Raw genomic sequence first — 20,619 nt, forward strand, 5'->3', positions numbered from 1 at the left:
TCGCGTCCTTGTCGTGGTCACAGGGGTGGGTTGGGTCCGCTCTGGGGTTGGTAGTACTTATATGCCAGATGTCCAATTATGAGAGGAATCGGCCTCTCGGGTCGGCGAACGGGAAGCCTTACCAGGAAGCGTCTTCCAGCGCCGGACCCGCCGCGTGGTACCGGAGTGACCCCTGGGGGAACCGCCCCGCGACGGCTTCCCCCCGGATCCCGGCCGCCGGGCGAACACGGAAATAGGACCGTGCCCCATATCCCCGGCGGCACGGAGAGAAATGCGAGTGCGCCGCCGCTGCCTGCGACAATCGGCCGCCGTCGCGGAAATGGCACAAAGGCCCGGGCACCGGGAAATGCCCCGCGCCGCCCGCGCGGAACCCCGCCCCCGCGCCGCTAGCCTGGGGTCATGGACCGCCCCTACACCATCCTCAGCTGCGCCGTGTCGGTCGACGGGCGCATCGACGACACCGGTCCCGACCGGCTGCGCCTGTCCAACGAGGCCGACTTCGCCGAGGTCGACGAGCTGCGCGCCCGGTGCGACGCCATCCTCGTCGGCGCGGGCACCCTGCGCGGCGACGACCCCCGGCTGCTGGTCCGCTCCGAGCGGCTGCGCGCCCGCCGCCGGGAGGAGGGCCGGACCGAGAACCTGCTCAAGGCCGTCCTCACCCGCACCGGCGACCTCGACCCCGGGGCCCGCTTCTTCACCACGGGGGACGCCGGGGCGGTCGTCTACACCGGCGGGGAGGGCACGGCCCGGGCCCGCGCGAGGTTCGCGGACGCCCCGGCCGCCGGGCCCCCGGTCGACGTCGTGGACGCCGGCGACCCGCCCGCGGTCCGGGCGGTCCAGGCCGACCTGGCGGCCCGCGGCGTGCGCCGGCTCCTGGTGGAGGGCGGCGGACACGTCCACACCCTGTTCCTCACCGCCGGACTCGTGGACGAGCTGCGCCTGGCGGTCGCCCCGTTCTTCGTGGGCCGGGCCGACGCGCCCCGGTTCGTCCACCCCGGGGACTTCCCGGCCGGCCCGGACGCGCCGATGCGCCTGGTGGAGACCCGCGCGATCGGCGACATGGCGGTCCTGCGCTACCGCCTGGACGCGGACGGTCCCGCGTGAGCGCCGGACCCGCCCCCGCCGAGGGCGCGGCCGACGCCCACTGGCTGCGCCGCACCGTCGAGCTGTCCCGGCTGTGCCCGCCCTCCGACACCGCGTTCTCCGTCGGCTGCGCGGTGGTGGCCGCGGACGGCACGGTGCTCGCCGAGGGCCACTCGCGCCGCGACGACCCCCGCGACCACGCCGAGGAGGCCGCCCTGCGCGGGGTCGACCCCGGGGACCCCCGGCTGGCCGGGGCCACCCTGTACTCGTCGCTGGAGCCGTGCAGCTCCCGCTCCTCGCGCCCGCTGCCCTGCTCGTCGCTGATCCTGGCCACCCCGGTGCCGCGGGTGGTGTTCGCCTGGCGCGAGCCCTCGGTATTCGTGGACTGCGTGGGCGCCGAGCGGCTGCGCGCCGCCGGGCGCGCGGTGGTGGAGCGCCCCGACCTCGCCGCCGGGGTCCGGGAGGTCAACGCGCACCTGCTCGGCTGAACCCCGCCGGGCCCGCGCGGGCGGGCCCGGCCGCGGCGTCAGAACCGGTTCACGTCCACCACGCGGACGACGGCGCGCCCCTCGGCGTCCGAGGCCGCCAGGTCCACCTCGGCGGAGATGCCCCAGTCGTGGTCCCCGGCCGGGTCGGCGAGGATCTGCCGCACCCGCCACAGGCCGTCCTCCTCCTCGATGAGGAGCATCTTGGGGCCGCGCGCGTCCGGGCCGGTGCCGATGGAGTCGTGGTCGGCGCCGTACTCCTCCAGCGCCTCCTCCCAGGCCTCGGCGTCCCACTCGCCCGCGTCCTCCAGGGCGCCCAGGTCCCGGTAGCGGTGGCGGGCGGCCAGCTCCACCCGGCGGAACAGCTCGTTGCGGACCAGGACCCGGAAGGCGCGCGGGTTGGCGGTGACCGGGCGGACCCGCTCCTCGGGCGCCTGCTCCTGCGGCCCGTCCTCCCGCGGGTTGGTCAGCTGCTCCCACTCGTCCAGGAGGCTGGAGTCCACCTGCCGGACCAGCTCCCCCATCCACGCGATGATGTCGTGCAGCTCCTCGGTCTTGGCGTCGTCGGGGACCGTCTGGTCCAGCGCCTTGTAGGCGCCCGCCAGGTACCGCAGCACCAGGCCCTCCGAGCGCGCCAGCTCGTAGTGCCCCACGTACTCCACGAAGGTCATCGCCCGCTCGTACATGTCGCGGGCCACGCTCTTGGGCCGCAGCGGGTGGTCTCCCACCCACGGGTGCCCGCGCCGGTAGGCGTCGTAGGCGTGGGAGAGCAGGTCCTCCAGCGGCTTGGGGTGGTCGACGTCCTCCAGGAGCTCCATGCGCTCCTCGTACTCGACGCCGTCCTCCTTCATCCGCTGCACGGCCTCGCCGCGCGCCTTGTTGAGCTGGGCGCCCAGGATCTGCCGGGGGTCGTCCAGGGTGGACTCCACCACGCTCAGCACGTCCAGGGCGTAGGACGGCGACTCGCGGTCCAGCAGGTCCAGCGCCGCCAGCGCGAACGTGGAGAGCGGCTGGTTGAGCGCGAAGTCGGCCTGCAGGTCCACGGTGAGCCGGGCGGTGCGGCCCTGCTCGTCCGGCTCGGGCAGCGTCTCCACGATGCCGCCGTCCAGCAGCGACCGGTAGATGGCGATCGCCTCGCGGATGTGCCTGCGCTGGGTCCTGCGGTCGTCGTGGTTCTCCGTGAGCAGGTGCTTCATCGCGGCGAAGCAGTTGCCGGGGCGGGCGATGACGCTCAGCAGCATCGCGTTGCTCACCCGGAACCGCGAGGTCAGCGGCTCGGGCTCGGCGTCGATGAGCTTCTCGAACGTGGCCTTGTCCCACGACACGAAGCCCTCGGGAGCCTTCTTGCGCACCACCTTGCGCCGCTTCTTGGGGTCCTCGCCGACCTTGGCCAGCGCCTTCTCGTTCTCGATGACGTGCTCGGGGGCCAGCGCCACCACGTTGCCGACGGTGTCGAACCCGGCCCGGCCCGCGCGCCCGGCGATCTGGTGGAACTCCCGGGCGCGCAGCCGGCGCACCCGCACGCCGTCGTACTTGCTCAGCGCCGTGAACATCACGGTGCGGATGGGCACGTTGACGCCCACGCCCAGGGTGTCGGTGCCGCAGATGACCTTGAGCAGCCCGCGCTGGGCCAGCCGCTCGACCAGCCGGCGGTACTTGGGCAGCATCCCGGCGTGGTGCACGCCGATGCCGTGGCGCACGTACCGGGACAGGTTGCGGCCGAACCGGGTGGTGAAGCGGAAGTCGCCGATCTCGTCCGCGATCGCCGCCTTCTCCTGCTTGGTGCACATGTTGATGCTGGTGAGCGACTGGGCCCGCTCGATCGCCTGCGCCTGCGTGAAGTGGACGATGTAGACGGGCGCGTCGCCGCCCTGGAGCAGCTCCTCCAGGGTCTCGTGCAGCGGGGTGACCCGGTAGTCGTAGTAGAGGGGGACGGGGCGCTCCGCGGACGCGACCACGGCGGTGGAGCGCCCGGTGCGCTTCTCCAGGTCCTCCTCGAAGCGGCTGACGTCGCCCAGGGTCGCCGACATGAGCAGGAACTGCGCCTGCGGCATCTCCAGCAGCGGCACCTGCCAGGCCCAGCCGCGGTCGGGCTCGGCGTAGAAGTGGAACTCGTCCATGACGACCGTGTTGATGTCGGCCCGGGCCCCCTCGGCCAGGGCGATCTGGGCGAGCACCTCGGCGGTGCAGCACACGATGGGGGCGTCGGCGTTGACACTGGCGTCGCCGGTCATCATGCCGACGTTCTCGGTGCCGAAGACCTTGCACAGGTCGAAGAACTTCTCCGACACCAGGGCCTTGATGGGCGCGGTGTAGAACGCGCACTCGTCCCGGGCCAGCGCGGCGAAGAGCGCGCCGGTGGCGACCAGGCTCTTGCCGGAGCCGGTCGGGGTGTTGAGGATGACGTTCGAGCCGGAGACGACCTCGATGAGCGCCTCCTCCTGGTGCGGGTAGAGGGTGAGGCCCCGCTCCTGGGTCCAGGCGGCGAACGCCTCGTAGAGGGCATCGGGTTCGGGTTCGGCCGGAAGCGCATCAATGAGACTCACGGTCTCTATACTGCCCGGTCCCGTCCACTGCCCGCTCCCGGACGACGCCGCAGGACACGGCGACGGCGGGCGCGCCCGCCGGGCGCGCCCGCCGTCGCGGGGTCGGAAGCGGTGTCAGACCAGGCCGAGCTTGCGCACGGTGTCGCGCTCCTCGACGAGCTCCTGTACGGAGGCGTCGATGCGGCCGCGGGAGAACTCGTCGATCTCCAGGCCCTGCACGATCTCCCACCGGCCGCCGCGGGACACCACGGGGAAGGAGGAGATGAGGCCCTCGGGCACGCCGTAGGAGCCGTCGGAGGGGATGGCGGCGGAGGTCCAGTCGCCCTCGGGGGTGCCGTTGACCCAGTCGTGGACGTGGTCGACGGCGGCGTTGGCGGCGGAGGCCGCCGAGGAGGCGCCCCGGGCGTCGATGATCGCGGCGCCGCGCTTGGCGACGGTCGGGATGAAGGTGTCCTCCAGCCACTTCTGGTCGTCGACGGCCGCGGCGGCGTTGGCCCCGTTCACCTCGGCGCGGAACAGGTCCGGGTACTGGGTCGCGGAGTGGTTGCCCCAGATCGTGAGCTTCTTGATGTCGTTGATCGACACGCCGAGCTTCTTGGCGAGCTGGGTGAGCGCGCGGTTGTGGTCCAGGCGGGTCATCGCGGTGAAGCGCTCGGCCGGGACGTCCGGGGCGTGGCTCTGGGCGATGAGGGCGTTGGTGTTGGCGGGGTTGCCCACCACCAGGACGCGGATGTCGTCGGCGGCGCCGGCGTTGATGGCCTCGCCCTGCGGCTTGAAGATCCCGCCGTTGGCCTCCAGGAGGTCGCCGCGCTCCATGCCCGGGCCGCGGGGGCGCGCGCCCACGAGCAGGGCGACGTTGGCGCCCGCGAAGGCCTGGCCCGCGTCGTCGAAGATGTCGATGCCCTGGAGCAGCGGGAAGGCGCAGTCGTCCAGCTCCATCGCGGTGCCCTCGGCCGCCTTGACGGCCTGGGGGATCTCCAGCAGGCGCAGCTTCACCGGGGTGTCGGCGCCGAGCAGCTGGCCGGAGGCGATCCGGAACAGCAGCGCGTAGCCGATCTGGCCGGCGGCGCCGGTGACGGTGACGTTGACGGGTGCTTTGGACATGGCGTGAACTCTCCTGACGACGATGTGCGCCCCGCGATGTTACCAACGGGTAAGTGGCGGCGCCGGTGCCTGGCTCCGGGGTCGTCCGGGCGCGCGCCGCACCACAACACACTAGTGCGCCCCCCGTCGCCGCCCGTGACCCAGGTGCGCCCAACACCCGGGGCCGCCGCCGCGGCGGCCCCGGCATCCCTTGCGCGGCAGCGCATCCACGACTCGGAAACGCCGGACTCACCCTGTTAGGATGACGTGCGTCGACGACGGCGGGCCGGTAGCTCAGCTGGTTAGAGCAGGGGACTCATAATCCCTGGGTCGCGGGTTCGAGTCCTGCCCGGCCTACCCTCCCTGAGAACACAAGAAGCGCCTCCCACCTGGGCCAACAGGCAGGAGGCGCTTTCGCTGTCTCCACGGTCGACCACGGACCCCTACGGCCCGGTCCGGGTGGCCACGTTGAATACACGGTGAAGTTCCCCGGGCCCGCGGACCCGGGCGGCGACCGGCCGGGATCGGCCCTGCCGCAGGCCCGGCCTCGTCTAGACTCGGCCTCCGGTCCGGAGCCGACCCCGGTCATCCCCCCTCGGTGTCCCACGTCTCACAACCACCATGAACCCGGCGCCGTCGGACGGATCGTAAGTACGTGTGTGTCCGACGTACCGGGAGAGGCGTGTGGTGGAGGAGAGGCGGGGGCGGCGCAGGGCGCGCCCGGGGACCCGGCGGCGCGACCCCGACCCCCGGGGGCGGTGGTGGGCGCGTGCCGTCTCCGCGGTCCTGGTGGGGGTCGCCCTCGTGACCGTCCTGCACGCCACCACCTCCCGCGACGTGGACGCACGCCCCACCGAGCCGGTGCCCCAGGAGCCCGCCGCGCCCCCCGGGCGCCCCTTCGACAGCCTCCTCGACGGCACCGGCATCTCCCGGGACACCTCGACGGCCGAGGTCGACCTGGACGGCGCGGGCAACAGCCTCTCCGCCCAGGCGCTGGCCGCCGCCGGCTGGACGCCGGGACGCGAGGTCACCCTGCTGGGCACCGCCCTGGAGGTGCCCGACTACGCCCCCGGGCGCCCCGACCACCTCGTCGCCGACGGCCAGGAGGTGCGCCTGCACGGCCGCCACGAGTCGCTGACGTTCCTGGTCACGGCCACCGGCGCGGCCGGTGCGCCGGTCGCGGGCACCGGCCGGATCGTCTACACCGACGGCGGCACGCAGCCCTTCACCCTCACCGTCCCGGACTGGGCCGGCGGCCCGGCGGGCGACGCCGCCCTGGTCCTGCCCTACGCCAACACCGCCGACCGCAGGGGGCCCGGCAGCGCCACGGGGTCGGTGCGCCTGTACGCGCGCTCGGTGCCCGCCGACCCCGGCCGGGAGGTCTCGCACGTCGTGCTCCCCGACGCCGGCGCGGGGAGCCTGCACCTCTTCTCCCTGGGGACCCGCCCGGCCGACCACGGGTGGACCGGGACCTGGGCCCGCGCCACGTCCGCCTACATGGAGGTCGGCCCCTGGCAGGACCAGACGCTGCGCCTGCCGGTGCGCTCCACCGCGGGCGGCCACCGGGTGCGCATCCGCCTGGACAACACCTTCGCGGCCGGGCCCGTCACCGTCGGCGCCGCCTCCGTGGCCCTGCGCGGGACGGGCGCCGCCACCCGCGGCTCGGCCGTCCCGCTCACCTTCGGCGGCCGGTCCGACGTCTCCATCCCCGCCGGCGGCCAGGTGTACAGCGACCCCGTCGACCTGCTGCTGCCGCCGCAGACCGACGCCCTGGTCAGCCTGTACCTGCCGGACCCGGTGTACGCGGCGCCGCTGCACTACGCGGCCGGGGACACCGGCTTCCTCGGGGAACCCGGCGGCGGGGACCTGACCCTGGACACCACCGGGGCGCCGTTCACCGGCCGCCTCTACCAGTGGCCGTTCCTCACCGGGGTGGAGGTCATGGACGCGCCCGGCGCCATCGTGGCGTTCGGCGACTCCATCACCGACGGCGCCCGCTCCACCCGGGACGGGCACGCGCGCTGGCCCGACGTGCTCAGCGCCCGCCTGCACGCCCGCGCCGACCTCCCGCACCCGGGCGTCCTCAACCTCGGCGTCGCGGGCAACCACGTGGTCAGCGACGCCTACCCGGGGGAGGGGGTGTCGGTGAACGCCTCCGGGGTCTCCCTGCTCCACCGCGCGCCCCGCGACGTGTTCGGCCAGCACGGGGCGAGCGCCCTCGTCCTGTTCGCCGGGATCAACGACCTGCGCTGGGGCACCCCGCCCGAGCAGGTGGTCGCGGGCCTGGAGGACCTGGCCGAGCAGGCGGGGGAGCGGGGGATGCGGGTGTTCGCCGCCACCCTGGGCCCGTGCGCGGGCGAGGTGCGCTGCACCGCGGAGGTGGAGGCCGCCCGCCAGACGGTCAACGCCCACCTGCGCTCGCGGGCCGGGGATCCCTCCTCCCCGTTCGACGCCGTGTGGGACTTCGACGCGGTGCTGCGCGACCCGCAGCACCCGGCCCGGCTGCTGCCGGCCTACGACTCCGGCGACCACATCCACCCGGGCGACGCGGGCCTGCGCGCGCTGGCGGAGTCGGTGGACCTGGACGCCCTGATGGGGCGCCCCCGCGCCGGCGGCGCCGCCGAGGGCGGTGTCAGCGGGGACACCCCAGGTGGTGGTGGATGACCAGGTCCACGTAGACGGACCCCAGGTCGTCCAGGCTCAGCCCGCCCTCGGGCCGGTACCAGTGCAGCAGGGAGTCGAGGGTGTCCAGCACCTCGTCCGCGGCCCTGCCGGGCTCTTCGACGTGGAAGGCGTCCGCCAGCACGCCGTCGACGATGATCCCGCGGATGTGCTCGCGGTAGGTGCGGGCCAGCGCGCCGATCTCCCGGTGCCGGAGCGGGTGGACGGCGCGCAGCTCCGGCAGGATCTCGTGCGCCAGCGCGGCGGCCTCCCGGTGCCGCCACCCCGTCTCCACGTGTCGCACGACCAGGCCGGACATCCGGTCGACGGGGCACGCGCCCGGGTCGTCGGCGGCCAGCTGGCGCTCCACCCGCTCCCGGGTCGAGCGCAGCACGACCGCGTAGACCAGGTCGAAGCGGGTGGGGAAGGCGCGCCGCAGGGAGGCGGCGTCGGTTCCGGTCTGCGCCGCGATGCGGCGGGTGAGGTCGGACACGGGCAGGGCGCGGGAGCCGTGCTCGGCGAACAGCCGGGCGGCACAGTCCAGCACGGGGGCCGTGGCGCGGAGCGCGTGCGGGGAGAGGTCGGCCGTCATGTCTCGGTGTCTCATCGCTCGGGGGCGCACCGTCGGGAGGGCGGCGGAGCGCGTGAGGGTTCCTTGCGTGAATCGTTTTCGAGGATATCCGCGATCACGCGGAGAAACGGGTGGAACCGCGGAACTCGGCGGCTGATGGCGGGTTTTCGGGACACCTGCGCACTGTGCGCACGATGTCGTGTGAAATGCCGTCCGTGGCGCCTCCTCCCCAGGGGCGCCACGGTGCGCACGTGGCCGCGGCGGCGGCTCAGACCTGCCCCGTCGCCTGCACTCCCCCCTGGGCGCGGCCGGTGGTGAGGGGGACGAGGTCGTCCACCCGCTCGGTGGCGATGGCGTCGACGCCCATTCCGATCAGACGCGCCATCTCCGTGAAATCGTTGACGGTCCACGCGGCGATCGAATATCCGAAACGGTGCATTTCTCCGATCGAATCCCGCGTGATCAGCGTGTGGTGCGTTCCCAGGAACGCCGGCCGCAGGCCGCGCAGGGCCGACTCCGCGGGCGGGGTCGGCTGGTCCCAGGCGATCATGAGGCGGGCCTCGGGGCTCTGGGCGCGCAGGGCGGCCAGGGTCTCGGTGGATCCGGTGTGCAGGACGCGGGCGCAGGGCCGGTCGCGCAGCAGGGCGTCGGCGGCCAGCGCGGCCTCCGGGGAGGCGGAGTCGACCAGCAGGGGCGGGCCCTCCTCGTCGCGGAACTCCGCGACGACCTCCATCAGGGTCGGGATGCGCCGCTCCACGTCGTCGCGGGCTCCGGCGAGTTCGGCGAGGGTCAGGTCGGCCACCGGCCGCGGTGGGGACCCCGGGGTCGCCACGGTGCGTTCGTCGACCAGGACGGGGTACCCGTCCGAGGTCAGGTGGACGTCGATCTTGACCAGGTCGGCCCCGGCGCGCCAGGCTGAGCGCAGGGCCGGGAGCGTGTTCCCGGGGAAACGTGCGGTGTCTCCGCGTAGTGCGATGGACAACGTCATGCCGTCAAGGGTGGCAAAGACCACCGGCGCACGTGGGGCAAACAGGAAAAACGCCGGAACCGGCCCCGGCGGGCGCGGTACCGCGGCGCGAACGGCGGCGTATCCGGGGTGTTCCCACGTGATTGCGAGCGGACTCACGTCGTGGGATAACCGTCCCGGGTGCCGCGAACTGGGAAACTTTGTTACACGGCGTCGTGACCGCACGGCGCAGCGGCCAGGCCCCCTACTGTGAGGCGAACGATGATTCCGGACCAGCGGCGAGAGCACATCCTCAAGCTCCTCCAGGAGCGCCACGTGCTGAGTATCAACGAGCTCACGTCGATGCTGTCCGTGTCCCACATGACCGTGCGCCGCGACATCCAGGCACTGGAGAACGACGGCAAGGTCCTGTCGGTCACCGGAGGGGTGCGCCTCGCGGCGCGGCTCAAGAGCGAGCCGTCCTACCTGGCCAAGGCCCAGCTGGAGGTGCCCGCCAAGCGGTCCATCGCGCGGGCCGCGGCCGACCTGGTGCGCGAGAACTTCACCATCTACCTCGACGCGGGCACGACCACGCTCCAGATGGTCCCGATGCTCACCGACAAGGTCGGGCTCACCGTCATCACCAGCGACTTCAACGTCGTCGGGCACCTGATGGAGTACCCGGGCATCGAACTCATCCACACCGGCGGCGTGGTGTCGCACTCCGACCACTCCTCGGTGGGCCGGTTCACCGCCGAGTTCCTCAAGCAGGTCAACGTGGACCTGGCGTTCATCGCCAGCAGCTCCTGGGACGCCGAGCGCGGCTCGACGACCCCGTCGGAGGCCAAGGTGATCGCCAAGCAGCAGCTGCTGCGCATCGCCTCCAAGAGCGTGCTCACGGTGGACAGCACCAAGTACGGGAAGTTCGGCACCTTCCGGGTGGCGAGCCTGGAGGAGTTCGACCTCATCATCACCGACGACCGGCTGCCGCGCTCGGCGGTGGACGAGCTGGCCGAGCGCGACCTGCGCCTGAAGCTGGTGGAGTGCGAGCGCTGACCCCGGCCCGCGCCGGTCAGCCCTCGTCCTCCTCCGGGTCGGCCGGGGTGAACAGCGCCAGCTCGGTGCCGTCGGGGTCGTAGAAGAGCAGGGTGGAGCCGTCCTCGCCGTGCACGATCGGCAGGTGGTCCACGTCCCGGTCGGCGAACCGCTCCTCCCACGCCTCCAGCTCGCCGAGGTTGGCGACGCCGAGGGTGAGCCGGTCCAGGCCGCAGTGCCTGCGGTCGAAGCGGTTCTTGAAGTTGTCCCGGTGCTGGATCAGCGCCAGCAGCAGGCCCGAGGCGGGGTGCAGGCACTCGGTCCGCAGCGTTCCTTCGTGGTCGCGGCGGCGGCGGACCTTGAATCCGAGCACGTCGCGGTAGAAGTCCACGCTCTCGTCGCGGTCGCGCACCGAGAGGGTGATGCGGGCCAGGCCGGTGAGCTGGGGCACGTCGCCCTCTTTCGAACGGCGGGTGTCGAGGATGGTCATGAGTCCGAGCACGGTGTACGAGCCTAAGGGTGGGAGACTTCCGCGGACCGGGTTTTAACGCGTGTTTAGCGCCGGATGTTCCCGGCATCACCTCCGGGCACCGGGCCGTCCCCGGCGGGACCCCCGGGGGAGTCCTCCCCGGCACCGGGGGCGCGGTCGTACCAGCGGGTCCGCATGGCCAGCACCGTCACCGCCAGGGACACCAGCCCGCCCAGCGTGGCCAGGGCGAACGCCCCCTGGTGGCCGTGGGCGTCGGCCAGGGAGCCGGCCGCCGCCGACCCCAGCGCCTGGCCCAGGATGAGGCTGCTCAGCACGACCGCCATCGACTGCGACAGGCGGCTGGCCGGCGCGGCCCGCTCCACCAGTGCGAACAGGGTGACCAGGTGCGGCCCGATGGCCGCGCCCAGCGCGAACACCGCCAGGGCCAGGGTGAGGGCGCCGTGCGGCAGGTACAGCGGCAGGGAGAGCAGGAACAGCCCCGCGGCGGCGGCCCGGGCCCGGGCGGTGAGCGCGAACCCGGCCGGCAGGGAGGCCATCAGCAGCCCGGCGACGGCGCTGCTGGCCCCCATCACCGCGTACATCAGCCCCGACAGGTCGCCGTACCCCGACCCGGCGGCGAACGCGGTGACCCCGGTGGACATCCCGCCGAAGAACAGGCCCTGGCAGAACATGGGCACCGTCAACACCAGCAGGGCGGGCACGGCGATCCGGCCGCCGCGGCCGGGTACCGGCGCGGACCCGGACGGGGCCGTGGGGTGCAGCGCGAACACCGTCCCGAACACGCACACCAGCACGGCGGCGCCCAGCACGCTGGCGGTGGGGGAGACCAGCACCGTGAGGACGCCCACCAGGGCCGGACCCAGCACGAAGGCGGCCTCGTCGAGCACCCCCTCCACCGACATGGCCGCGGCCAGCGAGCGCTCCCGCTCGGCACCCCGGTCTCCTCGGGCCCGGATGAGCACCACCCAGCGGGTGCGCGCCATGGGCGCGATCTGGGGCAGGCACAGGCCCGCCAGCGCGGCCAGCCCGGCCAGGACGGGCAGGTCGTACCCGGCCAGGACGGCCGCCACGAGCAGGGCGATCAGGACGCCGTCGACCAGCGACATCACCAGCACCGGCAGGCGCTGGCCGTGGCGGTCGGCGTAGCGGGCGATGACGGGCCCGCCGACGGCCTCCCCCAGGGCGAAGGCGCCGCTCACCGCCCCGGCCGCGGCCACGCTGCCGGTCGTCCCGGTGACCAGGGTGAGCAGGCCGATGAGGGACATCGAGACCGGCAGGCGGGCCATGAAGGTCGCCGCGAGCAGCGGCCATCCGGCCAGGTCGTGCATTCGGCGCAGCGTCTCCAGCGGCGACATGCGTCCGCCCCTTTCGTGGTTCCCGTCCCGCGCGCTCGTCCTGGGCGCTTTCCGGGTTCCGGCACGACGCGACGAGGGGAGACCACGGAAGGGGACCGCAATTCATCCCATGATAGGCGGCCTCGGCGCCGGTGCTCTGACTTTCGTGGGTACCGGCCCCCGCGCCCCGGTCGGTAGCGTCGGCCGCATGGAAGAACCCGTCGTCGCCCGGGGAACCCGCGCCCGCCGCGCCCTGGTGCGCGCGCTGCGGCCGCTGCCCGGACCGCCCACCCGGGCGGCCGTGCTCGCGGACACGGCCCTGGGCGTGTTCGGGGCGCTGCTGCTGCTCTCGGCACCGCTGTACTCCGCCCTGACCGGGCAGTACGACGCCGGGCAGGCCCTCCTGCGCGGCGGGCTCGGGGTGGCGCTGGCCGCCGCGGCGGCCGTGCTCGCCCGCCGCCACCCCCCGGCGGCCGTGGTCGTGGCGTCGCTGGCCTCGCTCTGGTTCCTCCCCGGCGGGCTGCTCCTGCTGTGCGTCGCCTACCTCGCCGGCCGCCGCTCGCCCGACGCCCGCCCCGTCCTGGTCCTGGCCGCCGTGGTCCTGCTGTTCGGGACGGTGTCGCTGCTCGCGGGCCCGGCCCCGCCGGCCGAGTCGGCCATGGCGGCCCTCACCCTGCTGCTCAACGCCGGCCCGGCCTGGCTCGTGGGCGCCTACCGCCGCCAGCACGCCGCGCTGACCGCGGCGGGCTGGGAGCACGCCCGCCAGCTGCGCCGCGAGCACCGCCTGGTGGCCGAGCACGCCCGCAGCCGGGAGCGCTCGCGGATCGCCCAGGACATGCACGACTCCCTGGGCCACGAACTCAGCCTCATCGCGCTGCGCGCCGGCGCCCTGGAGGTCGACCCCGGCCTGGGCGGCCCGCACCGCGAGGCCGCCGCCGACCTGCGCGCCACCGCGGTCACCGCGACCGAGCACCTGCGCGAGGTCATCGGGGTGCTGCGCACCGACGCCGGGCCCGACCCCGTCACCCCCGCGGGGGAGGGCGTGGCCGACCTCGTCGAGCGCGCCCGCGACTCCGGCATGCGGATCGCGCTGGTCCACGACGTCGACACCGCGGCCCTGCCGCCCATGGTCGGCCGGGCGGTGCACCGGGTCGTCCAGGAGTCGCTGACCAACGCCACCCGCTACGCCCCGGGCACCGAGGTCGCGGTCTCGATCGCCGGCGACGGGGAGCGCCTGGAGGTGCGCGCGGTCAACCCCGTCCCGGAGGGCGCCGAGGGCGTGCCGCACGGCGTCGGCGGCGGGCGCGGCCTCATCGGCCTGCGCGAGCGGGTCCGCCTGGCGGGCGGGGCGTTCGCGGCGGGCCCCACCGGGGACGGGGCCTGGGAGGTGTGCGCCGTCCTGCCGCTGGCGGGCGGGTCCGCCCCGCCGGGCGAGGCCGCCGACGAGGACGAGGACACCGCCATCGACCGGCTCCAGCGGGCCGCCCGGCGCAGGATCCGGGGCTGGTCGGTGGCCCTGGTCGCGGTCCCGGTGGCGGCGCTGGCGGGGCTGGCCGCCCTGCTGCTCCTGGCGGCCTCCACCGGCATACGCAGCACCACCCTGGAACCGGAGGAGTTCGAGCGGCTGCGGCCGGGCACACCCCAGAGCGAGGTCGAGGAGGTCCTCCCGCCGCTCTCGGTGCCGTTCGACGCCAGGGAGCTGGCCGAGGGCGCGGTCCCCGAGGGGGCGGTGTGCAGCTACTACCGGAGCAGCGCCGACCTGTTCGACGCGGAGGCGACGTTCTACCAGCTCTGCTTCTCCGACGGCCGGCTCTCCGGCAAGGGCGAGGCACCGATACGGTGAGCGCGCCCCCGCGTCCCACGACGAACCACGAGGAGACCACGCACGTGATCAGGGTGCTGATCGCCGACGACGAGGCGATGATCCGCGCCGGGGTACGGGCCATCGTGCAGAGCGACCCGGGCATCGAGGTGGTGGCCGAGGCCGCCGACGGCCGGGAGGCGGTGGACCTGGCGCTCTCCCACCGGCCCGACGTCGCCCTGGTCGACATCCGCATGCCCCGCATGGACGGCCTCGCCGCCGCCGCGGAGATGCGGCGGCTGGTCCCGGCCACGGCGGTGGTCGTCCTCACCACCTTCGGCGAGGACGCCTACATCTCCCGGGCCCTGGGAGAGGGGGCCGCGGGGTTCCTGCTCAAGGCGGGCGACCCGCGCGAGCTGATCACCGGCGTGCACGCGGTCGCCGAGGGCGGGGCGTACCTGTCCCCGCAGGTGGCCCGGCGGGTGATCGACCGCTTCGGGGGCGGGCGCCCGGCCCGCGAGGCCGCGGCCAGGACCCGGGTCGAGCAGCTGACCCAGCGGGAGCGGGAGGTGCTGGCGCTGGTCGGCACGGGCCTGTCCAACGCCGACATCGCCGACCGCCTGTTCCTGGTGGAGGGCACCGTCAAGAGCTACGTCAGCACCATCCTCAACCGCCTGGGCCTGCGCAACCGGGTGCAGGCGGCCATCCTCGCCTACGAGGCGGGCCTGGCCTCGGACGGCTGAGCGGGCGGGGCCGGGGGACTCGAATCCCCGGCGCGCGGGTAGGGGAACGGGAGCGGGCGCCCGCGGGGCGCGCCGGCGGACGGCGGGGAGGGCACGGGATGCTCGAAGAGGAGGAAGGCGTCCTGCTCGACGCCTCGTGGCGGCGGCTGGCCGGGGACTCCCCCGAGGCGCGGGCCGTGGGGCGCGAGCTGCTCCTGCGCTGGAGCGAGCCCCACCGGCGGTACCACACCCTCACCCACCTGTGGGCGACGCTGCGGGCGGTGGACGTGCTGGCCCACGAGGCGGCCTCGCCCGACCTGGTCCGCTACGCGGTCTGGTTCCACGACGCCGTGTACGAGACCGAGCCCGGGCTCGACGAGGACCGCAGCGCCGTGCTGGCCCGCGAGCTCCTCCCCATGACGGGCATGGCCCCGGAGCGGACCGAGGAGGTGGCCCGCCTGGTCCTGGTGACCAAGGAGCACGCCCCCGGTCCGGACGACCCCGACGGGCAGGTGCTCTCCGACGCCGACCTGTCCGTCCTGGCGGGTTCCCCGGACGAGTACCTGGCCTACACGGCGGCGGTGCGCGCCGAGTACCGCCGGGTGTCCGACGCGGACTTCCGGGCGGGCCGCTCCCGGGTGCTGAACGCCCTGCTGCGCGCCCCGGGCCTGTTCCGCACCGAGTTCGGCCGCGTCCACTGGGAGCCCCGGGCCCGGTCCAACATGCTCGCCGAGCTGGACCGGCTGGCCGCCGGCGCCCCGGCCGACCTCCCCTAGGCATACCGTCCCGACGTGCTCCGGTGCGCCGCCCGACCGCCCGCCCGACGCCCCGACCGCTCGACGGCCCGTCCCGGCTCCCGGGCGGACGGTGTCCCGGTGCGCGGTGACCGGGCGCGCGGGGGCGGCGGCCCCTCCTCGCCGCCGGTCCCTACGGCACGGCGGAGCCCTCCCCGGACGGGGCCGGGGCGGCGGGGCCGAACTTGGGACGGCGCAGGCCGGAGGCCCGCAGCCGGGTCACCAGCTCCCGGCCGCTCACGTGCTCGGCGCCCAGCGCCAGGGCCCGCGCGTGCAGGTGCTCGGGGATGTCGTAGTGGTCGCGGTCGAAGGCGCGGCCGGGCACGCCCAGCTCCCGGGCGAAGTCGTGCAGCTCCGCGTAGGAGCTGTCGCTGACCAGGTGCGCGAACAGCCATCCGCGGGGGCCGGGCCAGACGGGGGTGTCGATGAGCACGCTCATGGGGTCCTCGGGGAGGTGACCGGGCGCCAGGGCACCGGGCTGGACAGGATCATCGTGCTGGAGGGGCGGCCGTGCGCGGCGAGGCTGTCGATGACCTCCTCGAAGTGCTCCATGGAGCGGACCGCGATGAGCAGGACGCAGCAGTCGTCGCCGGTGACCCGGTGCGCCTGGAGGATCTCGGGGAGCTCCAGCGAGCCGGGCTCGCGCAGCAGGCAGTGCGCCCCGAAGCACTGCATGCGCACCAGGGCGGTCACCGGCAGGCCGGCCGCGGCCGGGTCCACGTGCGCATGGTAGCCCGTGATCACCCCGCGGTCGGTGAGCCGCCGCACCCGTTCGGCCACCGCGGGCGCCGACAGGTTGACCCGCCGGGACAGCTCGTTGAAGGACAGCCGTCCGTCCCGCTGGAGCTCGGAGAGTATCCGCTGGTCGACGCCGTCCAGCGCGGTCGCCGCTTGTGAAGTCATACTTTGCAATCCCAAAGTAGATTTGCCTGACATGTTATGGATACCAGGTCGATGTCTTACTTGGGGATGCACCGTCCATTCCTTTTCCCCGTGATCTGCTCGATCATGTGTGCTGACGTACACGGTGCCGTGACGGGGGCTTCGCCGACGGCACCGCACACACGCCGCCGGCTCGTTCCGCGCAGTACACGAGGGGTTGTCCCGATGCTCACCACGACGTCCGCACAGCAGTGCCCGTACACCCCCGCCGACGTCGGGGCCACCGACGAGCGGGACCGGGCCCGGCGGGCCCGGGACAACGCGGGACAGCCCACCCTGGCCTTCGACCGCAACACCCCCTACGTCGACTACGCCGGGATCGACACGCTGCTGCGCCTGCAGAACCCGCGCACCGGGGAGCCCGCCGAGACGGCGTTCATCATCGGCACCCAGGTCATGGAGCTGCTGTTCGTCCTCATCCAGGAGCGCTGGGAGATCGCCCGCGACGCCCTGGAGGACGACGACGTCCCCGGAGCCCTGGCCTGGCTGCGCCGCGCCGCCGCCGCCCAGGACGTCCTCAACGACTCCTGGAAGCTCCTCGGGGACATGGGCCCCACCGAGTTCAACCGCTTCCGCGACTCCTTCGGCGAGGCGTCGGGCTTCCAGTCCTTCGGCTACCGCAAACTCGAATTCGTGCTCGGGAACAAGTCCGCCCCCATGATCCGCCCGCACAAGGGCATGGCCGGGGTCGCCGACGACCTGCGCGCGCTCCTGGAGCGGCCGAGCCTGTACGACGCCGCGCTGCGCCTGCTGCACCGGCGCGGCCTGCCGCTGCCCGGCGCGGCCGTGGACCGCGACTGGACCCTGGAGTACACGCCCGACCCGGGCGTCGAGGCGGCCTGGGGCCTGGTCTACGCCGACGACCGCCCCGGCAACGACCTGTACCTGCTCGCCGAGGCCCTGATGGACGTCGCCGAGCGGGTGACGCGCTGGCGCCACCTGCACCTCATGGCGGTCAAGCGCGCCATGGGCGGCAAGCCCGGCAGCGGCGGCTCCAACGGCCTCACCTGGCTCGCCCGCAACGTCGAGAAGGACGTCTTCCCCGAGCTGTGGTCGCTGCGCAGCGCCCTCTGACCCGAACCGACCGCACCCGCCGCCCCGGCCCGCCGCGGGCCGGACCCCAGGAAGCAGGACACCGATGACGCCCACCACCCGGCAGGAGTGCGCCGCGCTCGACGCGGCCGACCCCCTGGCCCCGCTGCGCGACGAGTTCGTGCTCCCCGCGGGGGTGGTCTACCTGGACGGCAACTCCCTGGGCGCGCTGCCCCGCAGCACCCCGGGCCGGGTCGCCGACATGATCGAGCGGGAGTGGGGCCAGGACCTCATCCGCAGCTGGAACGACGCCGGGTGGTGGGACAAGCCCCGCACCCTGGGCGCCAAGGTCGCCCCGCTGGTGGGCGCCGGTCCCGACGAGGTGGTGGTCGGGGACGGCACCTCCGCCAACCTGTTCAAGTGCATCGTCGCCGCGCTGGGCCTGTCGGACCGCTCGGTCGTCCTGGGCGAGGCGGGCAACTTCCCCACCGACCTCTACGTCGCCGAGGGCGCGGCCTCCCTGGCGGGGGCCGTCCAGCGCCGGGTGGACCCCGACGGCCCGGGGCTGGAGCGCGAGCTGGCCGCGGGCGACGCGGCGGTGCTGCTGCTCAGCCACGTGGACTACCGCACCGGCACCCTGCGGGACATGCCCGGCATCACCCGGCTGGCCCACGAGCACGGGACCCTGGTGGTCTGGGACCTGTGCCACAGCGTCGGAGCGGTGCCGGTGGAGCTGTCCGCCTCCGGGGCCGACTTCGCGGTCGGCTGCACCTACAAGTACCTCAACGCCGGTCCGGGCGCCCCCGCGTTCCTGTACGCGGCCCGCCGCCACCACGCCTCCGCCTCCCAGCCCCTCAGCGGCTGGCACGGGCACGCCCGCCCCTTCGACTTCACCGGTGAGTACGAGCCCGCACCCGGGATCTCGCGCTTCCTCAGCGGCTCCCAGCCCCTGGTCGCCGACGCCGCGCTGGAGGCGAGCCTGGACGTGTGGGCCAAGGCCGACCTGGCGCTGGTGCGGGCCAAGAGCCTGGCCATGACGGACCTGTTCCTGGCCCGCGCGGCCGAGGTGGGGATCACCTCGGTGACCCCGGCCGAGCACGCCCGCCGCGGCAGCCAGGTCGCCCTGATCGAGCCGGAGGAGGGCGCCGGGTACGCGATCGTCCGGGCGCTCATCGCGCGCGGGGTGATCGGCGACTTCCGCGCCCCCGACGTGATGCGGTTCGGGTTCACCCCGCTGTACCTGCGCCACACGGACGTGTGGGACGCGACCGAGGCCCTGCACGAGGTGGTGCGCACGGGGGAGTGGCGTGACGAGCGCTTTGCCCGCCGGGACCAGGTGACCTGAGGCCGGAGGCGGTCCCCGGGGGCGCGGCCCCCCGGGGACCTTTGCGTTTCCCGGGGGGAGGGTGCCGCCGCGGTGACCGTGCCGGAGGGGGGCGATGGTGCGGCCTTGACCACACGGGCCGGTGCGCCGGGCCGGGCCGCGGGGGCTCCGCGGGCCGTGGCCCGCGGGTGCGCACACCCGTTCCCACCGGGGGTCCGCCCGCCTGCGCGGGCCGCCGGGCGAATCCGTGACGCGGGCCACCGCGAGGGCCGGCCAGCGGGCCCCGGGCAGGGCCGCAACCCCTGGTGTGACAGGGGTCGCGGGCGTGCGGCGGGTATTCGAACGCCGCCCCATATCGTGCTTGCCCGAACACGCAACGTCATTTTACCCGACTTCCTTGCGCACTTTGCTTAAACGTGGGTTAGTGTCCTCGTGATCGCTTCGTTATGAGTCTTCTGCGAAGTGATGCCGAGCCCTTGACCGGCCTGTGAGCCGCAGGGGAATCGAGACCCTTTCCGGGAATCCGGGCCGCCCGCATCCATGAGCCGGCCCCGAGGACCGCCGAAGTCCATCGGCGCTTTCCGATTCCCGCCCGCTGATTTCCACGGCGGGAGAACCCTGACACAACGCCCTTTCGGGGTGTGCCCGAGCACACCCTGTGAGCTGCTGCGACGTGCCCGAGGTCTTCTCGGCCCCCGTTGTCTACCTGGCAGATACTTCATGAGCAACGACACTCCCATCCAGTACGGCAAGGTCACCGCGACTTACTTCTGGGACGATGGTTCCGGCATCAACGGTGACACGGGTGCGCCCGCAAGCGGCGAGCCCATGCAGAAGGGCCTTTTCTCCAGCCCGAGCTGGCCGCTGGGTACCGAGGGCTACGTCGTTTACGAGGGCAAGAAGGCCGAATTCTTCATCGGCGACCGAGGCCCCGGCGTTCCCTCCAACGACTGCGACGTCCTGCTGGACATGGACGGCCAGACCTTCGCCGAACTGACCGGCGAGTCCTGGAACGACTCCAGCCTCACCGTGAGCGGCGGCAACGGCCACCTCTACGACGTCGAGTACTTCATCACCGAGTGGGGCGACGGCAACGGCACCGAGGGTGCCCCGCACCCCTTCCAGCAGCCGGACAACAAGTGCGAGGGCGCTGTCGAGCCGGTCCCCGAGGAGGTCTCCCAGAAGAAGGACGACGAGGAGAAGAAGAAGGAAGAGGAGAAGAAGGAGCAGGAGAAGGCCGACCAGAAGGCCGAGGAGCAGAAGAAGGAGGAGGCGGAGAAGAAGGAGGCCGAGGAGCAGGCCGCCGCCGCTGACGACTCCGACGGCTCCGACGACTCCGGGGTGACCGCCGAGACGGCCGCCAACGACCTCTCCGGCGTCCAGCTCACCGGTGCCGGCGACGGCGTCCTGGGCGGGACCGGCCTGCTGGCCCTGGCCATCGTGCCGGCCGTCCTCATCGCCCTGTTCTTCGCCTGGACCCGCCGCCCCGCGGGCGCCCACGCCGGCGCCGAGGGCGAGGGCCGCGGCCTGACCGCCCGCAGCGGCGGCAGCCACAGCCTGGGCTCCCTGATCGACCGCCTGCGCGGCCGACGGGACTAGGCTCCCGTCCCGGGCCCGGCAGGGTCCCCGTGATCACGGGGAGCCCGAGAAGCCAGGTGTCCCACGGACAGGGACTCCCCGGGGCAGGCGACCCGCCGGGTCCGCGAAGGGCCGTGGTCTTCGAGACCACGGCCCTTCGGTGTGTCCGGGGCGCGCCGGTCGCCGTCGACC

The 20,619-nt window shown here is 73.9% G+C and carries 18 protein-coding genes and 1 tRNA gene; 11 read left to right on the forward strand and 8 right to left on the reverse strand.

What is annotated here, in order from left to right; translation table 11 throughout:
* Positions 1 to 399 precede the first annotated feature (399 nt).
* Together BUE45_RS05950 and BUE45_RS05955 are read left to right on the forward strand one after the other, a co-directional pair.
* Entirely contained in the window at positions 400 to 1,104 is a 705-nt protein-coding gene (locus tag BUE45_RS05950; protein WP_073376125.1) for a RibD family protein, read from the forward strand.
* Positions 1,101 to 1,571 (forward strand): cytidine/deoxycytidylate deaminase family protein, encoded by a 471-nt coding sequence (locus BUE45_RS05955; protein WP_073376127.1) that lies wholly within the window; start codon positions 1,101 to 1,103, stop codon positions 1,569 to 1,571. Before BUE45_RS05950 ends, BUE45_RS05955 begins: the two co-directional genes overlap by 4 nt.
* Before the next feature lie 38 nt (positions 1,572 to 1,609).
* Here BUE45_RS05955 and BUE45_RS05960 read toward each other — a convergent pair whose 3' ends face one another.
* Both BUE45_RS05960 and BUE45_RS05965 read right to left on the reverse strand, forming a co-directional pair.
* On the reverse strand, positions 1,610 to 4,123 hold the full coding sequence (locus BUE45_RS05960; protein WP_178378467.1) for a DEAD/DEAH box helicase: 2,514 nt from the start codon (positions 4,121 to 4,123) through the stop codon (positions 1,610 to 1,612).
* 105 nt (positions 4,124 to 4,228) lie between these two features.
* Positions 4,229 to 5,218 (reverse strand): malate dehydrogenase, encoded by a 990-nt coding sequence (locus BUE45_RS05965; RefSeq protein ID WP_073376131.1) that lies wholly within the window; start codon positions 5,216 to 5,218, stop codon positions 4,229 to 4,231.
* Between the two features lie 262 nt (positions 5,219 to 5,480).
* Here BUE45_RS05965 and BUE45_RS05970 point away from each other — a divergent pair.
* Both BUE45_RS05970 and BUE45_RS05975 read left to right on the forward strand, forming a co-directional pair.
* Positions 5,481 to 5,554: transfer RNA gene (locus tag BUE45_RS05970), tRNA-Ile, on the forward strand.
* A 327-nt stretch (positions 5,555 to 5,881) separates the two neighbouring features.
* Positions 5,882 to 7,861 (forward strand): GDSL-type esterase/lipase family protein, encoded by a 1,980-nt coding sequence (locus BUE45_RS05975; protein ID WP_073376133.1) that lies wholly within the window; start codon positions 5,882 to 5,884, stop codon positions 7,859 to 7,861.
* Here the strand turns inward: BUE45_RS05975 and BUE45_RS05980 are convergent.
* Together BUE45_RS05980 and BUE45_RS05985 are read right to left on the reverse strand one after the other, a co-directional pair.
* The gene (locus BUE45_RS05980; RefSeq protein WP_073376137.1) at positions 7,830 to 8,450 is read right to left on the reverse strand and encodes a TetR/AcrR family transcriptional regulator; all 621 of its coding nucleotides are present in this window, start codon (positions 8,448 to 8,450) and stop codon (positions 7,830 to 7,832) included. The two genes, BUE45_RS05975 and BUE45_RS05980, sit on opposite strands and share 32 nt — an antisense overlap.
* Positions 8,451 to 8,697: 247 nt before the next feature.
* Positions 8,698 to 9,417: a glycerophosphodiester phosphodiesterase gene (locus BUE45_RS05985; protein ID WP_073376139.1), complete on the reverse strand. Its 720-nt coding sequence runs from the start codon at positions 9,415 to 9,417 to the stop codon at positions 8,698 to 8,700.
* 240 nt (positions 9,418 to 9,657) lie between these two features.
* Here BUE45_RS05985 and BUE45_RS05990 point away from each other — a divergent pair, with 240 nt between their 5' ends.
* Complete coding sequence (locus BUE45_RS05990; RefSeq protein WP_073376141.1) at positions 9,658 to 10,431, forward strand: DeoR/GlpR family DNA-binding transcription regulator; 774 nt, start codon at positions 9,658 to 9,660, stop codon at positions 10,429 to 10,431.
* Between the two features lie 16 nt (positions 10,432 to 10,447).
* Here BUE45_RS05990 and BUE45_RS05995 read toward each other — a convergent pair whose 3' ends face one another.
* Positions 10,448 to 10,900, reverse strand: coding sequence for a VOC family protein (locus BUE45_RS05995; protein WP_073376463.1), 453 nt, complete (start codon positions 10,898 to 10,900; stop codon positions 10,448 to 10,450).
* A gap of 65 nt (positions 10,901 to 10,965) precedes the next feature.
* Positions 10,966 to 12,255 carry an MFS transporter gene (locus tag BUE45_RS06000; RefSeq protein ID WP_073376144.1) on the reverse strand — a complete coding sequence of 430 codons (1,290 nt, stop codon included), beginning with the start codon at positions 12,253 to 12,255 and terminating at the stop codon, positions 10,966 to 10,968.
* Between the two features lie 187 nt (positions 12,256 to 12,442).
* Between BUE45_RS06000 and BUE45_RS06005 the strand changes: the two genes are divergently transcribed.
* From BUE45_RS06005 to BUE45_RS06015, 3 genes are all read left to right on the forward strand, one after another.
* On the forward strand, positions 12,443 to 14,077 hold the full coding sequence (locus BUE45_RS06005) for a sensor histidine kinase (protein WP_073376146.1): 1,635 nt from the start codon (positions 12,443 to 12,445) through the stop codon (positions 14,075 to 14,077).
* A 44-nt stretch (positions 14,078 to 14,121) separates the two neighbouring features.
* Positions 14,122 to 14,778: a response regulator transcription factor gene (locus tag BUE45_RS06010; RefSeq protein ID WP_073376148.1), complete on the forward strand. Its 657-nt coding sequence runs from the start codon at positions 14,122 to 14,124 to the stop codon at positions 14,776 to 14,778.
* A 98-nt stretch (positions 14,779 to 14,876) separates the two neighbouring features.
* Positions 14,877 to 15,533 (forward strand): HD domain-containing protein, encoded by a 657-nt coding sequence (locus BUE45_RS06015; protein WP_073376151.1) that lies wholly within the window; start codon positions 14,877 to 14,879, stop codon positions 15,531 to 15,533.
* A 151-nt stretch (positions 15,534 to 15,684) separates the two neighbouring features.
* Here the strand turns inward: BUE45_RS06015 and BUE45_RS06020 are convergent, their stop codons facing one another.
* Complete coding sequence (locus BUE45_RS06020; RefSeq protein WP_073376153.1) at positions 15,685 to 15,990, reverse strand: DUF4031 domain-containing protein; 306 nt, start codon at positions 15,988 to 15,990, stop codon at positions 15,685 to 15,687.
* Entirely contained in the window at positions 15,987 to 16,454 is a 468-nt protein-coding gene (locus tag BUE45_RS06025) for an Lrp/AsnC family transcriptional regulator (protein WP_073376155.1), read from the reverse strand. The genes BUE45_RS06020 and BUE45_RS06025 overlap by 4 nt, the downstream gene beginning before the upstream one ends.
* Before the next feature lie 204 nt (positions 16,455 to 16,658).
* Between BUE45_RS06025 and BUE45_RS06030 the strand changes: the two genes are divergently transcribed.
* From BUE45_RS06030 to BUE45_RS06040, 3 genes are all read left to right on the forward strand, one after another.
* Positions 16,659 to 17,567, forward strand: coding sequence for a tryptophan 2,3-dioxygenase (locus tag BUE45_RS06030; RefSeq protein WP_073376157.1), 909 nt, complete (start codon positions 16,659 to 16,661; stop codon positions 17,565 to 17,567).
* Positions 17,568 to 17,631: 64 nt separating this feature from the next.
* Positions 17,632 to 18,870: a kynureninase gene (gene kynU, locus BUE45_RS06035; RefSeq protein WP_073376159.1), complete on the forward strand. Its 1,239-nt coding sequence runs from the start codon at positions 17,632 to 17,634 to the stop codon at positions 18,868 to 18,870.
* Positions 18,871 to 19,569: 699 nt separating this feature from the next.
* Positions 19,570 to 20,448 (forward strand): hypothetical protein, encoded by an 879-nt coding sequence (locus BUE45_RS06040; RefSeq protein WP_073376161.1) that lies wholly within the window; start codon positions 19,570 to 19,572, stop codon positions 20,446 to 20,448.
* The last annotated feature ends 171 nt before the right edge of the window (positions 20,449 to 20,619 follow it).

It is taken from the genome of Nocardiopsis flavescens (assembly GCF_900141985.1).
Taxonomy (GTDB): domain Bacteria; phylum Actinomycetota; class Actinomycetes; order Streptosporangiales; family Streptosporangiaceae; genus Nocardiopsis; species Nocardiopsis flavescens.

Coding starts and splice junctions, on each gene's coding strand:
- BUE45_RS05950 (WP_073376125.1), top strand. CDS start 400: ATGGACCGCCCCTACACCATCCTCAGCTGCGCCGTGTCGGTCGACGGG.
- BUE45_RS05965 (WP_073376131.1), bottom strand. CDS start 5,218: ATGTCCAAAGCACCCGTCAACGTCACCGTCACCGGCGCCGCCGGCCAG.
- BUE45_RS05980 (WP_073376137.1), bottom strand. CDS start 8,450: ATGACGGCCGACCTCTCCCCGCACGCGCTCCGCGCCACGGCCCCCGTG.
- BUE45_RS05985 (WP_073376139.1), bottom strand. CDS start 9,417: ATGACGTTGTCCATCGCACTACGCGGAGACACCGCACGTTTCCCCGGG.
- BUE45_RS05990 (WP_073376141.1), top strand. CDS start 9,658: ATGATTCCGGACCAGCGGCGAGAGCACATCCTCAAGCTCCTCCAGGAG.
- BUE45_RS05995 (WP_073376463.1), bottom strand. CDS start 10,900: ATGACCATCCTCGACACCCGCCGTTCGAAAGAGGGCGACGTGCCCCAG.
- BUE45_RS06000 (WP_073376144.1), bottom strand. CDS start 12,255: ATGTCGCCGCTGGAGACGCTGCGCCGAATGCACGACCTGGCCGGATGG.
- BUE45_RS06005 (WP_073376146.1), top strand. CDS start 12,443: ATGGAAGAACCCGTCGTCGCCCGGGGAACCCGCGCCCGCCGCGCCCTG.
- BUE45_RS06015 (WP_073376151.1), top strand. CDS start 14,877: ATGCTCGAAGAGGAGGAAGGCGTCCTGCTCGACGCCTCGTGGCGGCGG.
- BUE45_RS06020 (WP_073376153.1), bottom strand. CDS start 15,990: ATGAGCGTGCTCATCGACACCCCCGTCTGGCCCGGCCCCCGCGGATGG.
- BUE45_RS06025 (WP_073376155.1), bottom strand. CDS start 16,454: ATGACTTCACAAGCGGCGACCGCGCTGGACGGCGTCGACCAGCGGATA.
- BUE45_RS06030 (WP_073376157.1), top strand. CDS start 16,659: ATGCTCACCACGACGTCCGCACAGCAGTGCCCGTACACCCCCGCCGAC.
- kynU (WP_073376159.1), top strand. CDS start 17,632: ATGACGCCCACCACCCGGCAGGAGTGCGCCGCGCTCGACGCGGCCGAC.
- BUE45_RS06040 (WP_073376161.1), top strand. CDS start 19,570: ATGAGCAACGACACTCCCATCCAGTACGGCAAGGTCACCGCGACTTAC.